This is a genomic window from Myroides injenensis M09-0166 (genome assembly GCF_000246945.1).
Classification (GTDB): domain Bacteria; phylum Bacteroidota; class Bacteroidia; order Flavobacteriales; family Flavobacteriaceae; genus Flavobacterium; species Flavobacterium injenense.
Genome location: NZ_BAEX01000142.1, coordinates 1 through 3,948 on the forward strand (window position 1 = coordinate 1; position 3,948 = coordinate 3,948).

Annotated in this window: 3 protein-coding genes and 1 pseudogene; 3 read left to right on the forward strand and 1 reads right to left on the reverse strand. The window is 31.0% G+C overall.

Annotated features, from left to right (window positions below):
- Positions 1-20: 20 nt before the first annotated feature.
- Positions 21-923 carry a bestrophin family protein gene (locus RH98_RS14755; protein ID WP_262491734.1) on the reverse strand — a complete coding sequence of 301 codons (903 nt, stop codon included), beginning with the start codon at positions 921-923 and terminating at the stop codon, positions 21-23.
- A gap of 260 nt (positions 924-1,183) precedes the next feature.
- Here RH98_RS14755 and RH98_RS14760 point away from each other — a divergent pair, with 260 nt between their 5' ends.
- The 3 genes and pseudogenes from RH98_RS14760 to RH98_RS15695 form a co-directional block, all read left to right on the forward strand.
- On the forward strand, positions 1,184-2,002 hold the full coding sequence (locus RH98_RS14760) for a hypothetical protein (protein WP_010257199.1): 819 nt from the start codon (positions 1,184-1,186) through the stop codon (positions 2,000-2,002).
- 160 nt (positions 2,003-2,162) lie between these two features.
- Positions 2,163-3,614, forward strand: a complete 1,452-nt coding sequence (nhaC, locus tag RH98_RS14765; protein ID WP_010257203.1) for a Na+/H+ antiporter NhaC — start codon at positions 2,163-2,165, stop codon at positions 3,612-3,614.
- Positions 3,615-3,853: 239 nt separating this feature from the next.
- Positions 3,854-3,948: pseudogene (locus RH98_RS15695) on the forward strand (peroxiredoxin); the annotation flags it as partial.

A 3,948-nucleotide genomic window follows, 5' to 3' on the forward strand; every position in this document is an offset into this window, starting at 1 on the left:
TTTACTACAAACACTTAGTTTTAAGTTACCATATAATTATCATTAGGAACTAAAATAACTGGAACAGGAATTTCAGAAATTTCACTTAACGAATATTCAATATTTGCGCACATTTGATCAAGTGCCAAATCATTTTCTTCCTCTCCAAAAGGTTCAGAAATCTCAGATACCACGGCATCTAAAGCTATAAATGTATAGGCTACAAATGTTACAAAAAATGGCATAGCCCAAACGATTAAATCGATTAATCCAAAAGGTAAGATAAAGCAATATATATATACAGTACGATGCAGAATAATAAAATAAACAAAAGGAATTTGCGTATGTACAATTCGCTCGCATGCCCCAAGCACAATTGAAAGTTGATCAACATTTTGATCAATGCGCGCTAAGGTAATTGAATCCACTCTCCCTGCCTTGTGTTGAGCAGCAAGCCATTTTGTCAATTGGTGTAATAAAAAGGCAGGTTTAAATCGTTTTGTCAACATTTCTTCATAAACCTCTTCGTTAATGTATTGTTTTACTGTTTCAAAGTCATATTTCGTACGTAACTGCTTGTTTAAAACATAACAAAAAGCAATAATTAATCGAATCCCCTCTTTCTTTTCTTCCTTTGTAAATTCAGGAGATTCTGCTATATAATTTTGTATCTGAAAAGCTAGAGATCTGGTGTGTATCACTAAACTTCCCCATTGCTTACGGCCTTCCCAATAGCGATCATAAGCTGCGCTGTTACAAAACCCAAGAAATATTGCTAATGAAATCCCTATTAAGGCAAAAGCACCAATATTTAAAGGAATAATTACCTCTGGGAAACTATAATGTAAAAAATAAACTAACCACGAAAATATAAAAATTGCAATTAATGTTGGATATATTTTTTTTAGGACAGATCCTTTCCATATAAAAAGCATTTGAAGTATATGCTTTTTTTTTACGAACTATCATATTGTTGTTGTTTTAGTTGTGCAAAGGTAAATTGAAAAGGTAAAAAAAACTAAATATTTAATTGCTTTATACTTTATTTTAAGTAAACCTTAATTATAAAAGTATCCTTACAAAGTAAAACAATCAACTTTTACAATATTATTTTATACACATATAAAATAATAACTACAAATTTTAACTTAAAATTAAAATATTTTTTATATTTTCACATAAAATTACATTAATACCTATAAGTATGAAAAAGACTATTTTAATTGCTGGTATGTTATTACTGCAATATTCAGGGATTGCACAGGAAAAAATTGGTATTGCAACAGACCTTCCTCGCACGACATTAGATGTAAATGGAAAATTAACTGTAAGAGATACAGGCTATATGGAAAATGCTGGACATATAAAACCTCTTTATGTAGATGATCAGACAGGTCTAATAGGCACTGTTGCTCCAGAAGCCCCAACCGCTTCCACTACAGTCCTAGTGGCTAATAATTCTAATATTTTACCCGCAACTGAAGCAAATGGAGCTAAATTTAATGAAGGAAATGTTGATATAAATGTACCTATGCTTTCTTCTCATTTTTACCTAAATAACTTAGGACTAAAAATTGATAATAATACAGTAGAAATTCAAGATGACGGAACTTATCAAATCAATACTTATTTAAACGTTTATATTTCTACGAAAGAAGTTTCTAATGAAATTACTGTAAACTTCCCTGATGTAAGTACTACTAATGGAAAACCTAAAACAGCTTCGCAAAAAATTGTTATTCCATCAAACAACATAATTTTTATATATGCTAAATTATATAGCAACAATACAGTTATCGCAGGCACAAGACCATTAATAACTAGTGTACTAACAGGTGGTCAAGCAAACTTAATTAATCTCCCCACTGCAACCGTTAAACTAAAAAAAGGAGATAAATTATCATTAGCTTTTAGTAGAACTAAAACGAGTGCTGGGACTGGAGCAGGATCTGATGCATTTGAAATAGGATTAGGAGCAAATTATGGAGCTAAGCCTTACAGTATTACTATCACAAAATTATAATAGTTGAATATAAAATAATTAAAACAGGATAAATAGAGATTTCTATCTATCCTGTTTTTTTATTACAAGCCCTATCAAACAACTTTATTTCTTTTAAAAAACTCAAAAAACAATTATTTGCTTAATTTCGCACTCAATTAAAAATTTAAATGAGCGTTAAATGAGCCAGACACACGAAAAAAAGGAAAAACCAATCACATTGTTTCAATCGCTAATTCCCGTTATTTTATTAGTAGGATTATTAGCTATCAATGTATTTGTATTCCGGGACGATGCCTTGTCTGGCACGAATCAATTTATTTTAATTATTGGAGGAGCAATAGCAACAGGCATTGGGCTTTACAATCATGTTTCTTATGATAAAATTTTAGATCAAGTAACTAAAAATGTAAGAGATACCACGGGGGCTATATTTATTTTATTACTTGTGGGAGCCTTATCAGGAACTTGGCTATTAAGTGGTATTATTCCTAGTATGATCTATTATGGATTAAATATCTTGCACCCTTCTATTTACTTACCTGCATGTTTACTAATTACATCAGTAATTTCAATTGCTACGGGTAGTTCATGGACTACTTCAGCAACTGTAGGTATTGCACTTGTAGGGATAGGAAATGCATTAGGAATGCCCCTTGGAATGGTAGGAGGAGCAGTTGTATCTGGAGCCTATTTTGGAGATAAATTATCGCCACTATCAGATACAACAAATCTAGCACCAGTAATGGCAGGAACAGATTTATTTACCCATATAAAATATATGTTACTAACAACAGTACCAACCTATGTAGTTACTCTACTTCTATTTATTGTTTTAGGATTAATGCACACAGGTTCTGGAGAAATAAATACACAAGAAACATTGGATGCTATTGCAGATACCTTTCATATTACTCCTTGGTTATTTTTAGTACCTATTGCTGTAATTTTTCTAATCGTTAAAAAAGTACAATCAATTGCAGCTTTACTAATTGGAACCTTACTAGGAGCTGTTTTTGCACTAATTTTTCAACCAGAAGTAGTAGCTGCAGTTGCAGGAGGCACAGAGTTAACTCTATATAATGCTTATAAAGGTGTCATGCTAGCCCTTACAACAGATATCCGTATTGCATCCCCTTTAGAAAGTCTAAATGGTTTATTTGAAGCTGGAGGAATGGCAAGTATGCTAAACACAGTTTGGCTAATTCTATGTGCTATGCTTTTTGGTGGAACAATGGAGGCTATCGGTGCATTACAGAAAATATCAAAAGCTTTATTAAATATAGCCAACAGCATATTTGGCTTATTTGCTAGCACAGTTGCAAGTTGTCTAGCGATTAATATCTTAACATCTGATCAATATTTATCTATTGTAGTCCCTGGTAAAATGTTTTCAGATGCTTATAAAGAGAAAGGACTAGCTCCTGAAAACCTAAGTAGAACGCTAGAAGATTCCGGAACGGTAACTTCTGTATTAATACCATGGAATACATGTGGTGCATATCATGCAGGAGTTTTGGGAATTCCTACTTTAAGCTATTTACCATATGCCTTTTTTAATTACCTAAGTCCATTTGTTACTTTACTATATGCAGCCTTCGATTATAAAATAAGACGACTAATAAAAAAATAAATTAGTAATTATATAACATAAGCCAATTTTAAAAATTGGCTTTTTCTTTATATCTTTAAAATGTTTTTTTGATAGAGACCTCAAAAAATAATTAGAGGAGTGTAAAAATAAAACTATAAGAAACACTTATAGTAAAATAAAAAACAATAATTATATTTAATACATTATATTATTTTACTCCCTTACATTTGTACTAGAAAATTAAAACAATCGAATATTAACTTATAAAAATAATTATTATGTCTTTAGTAGGTAAAAAATTTCCAAACATTACAGTTGACGCAATGTCAGAAATGGGTGATGATTTAAAAATAAACATTTTCGAAGAAGCTAC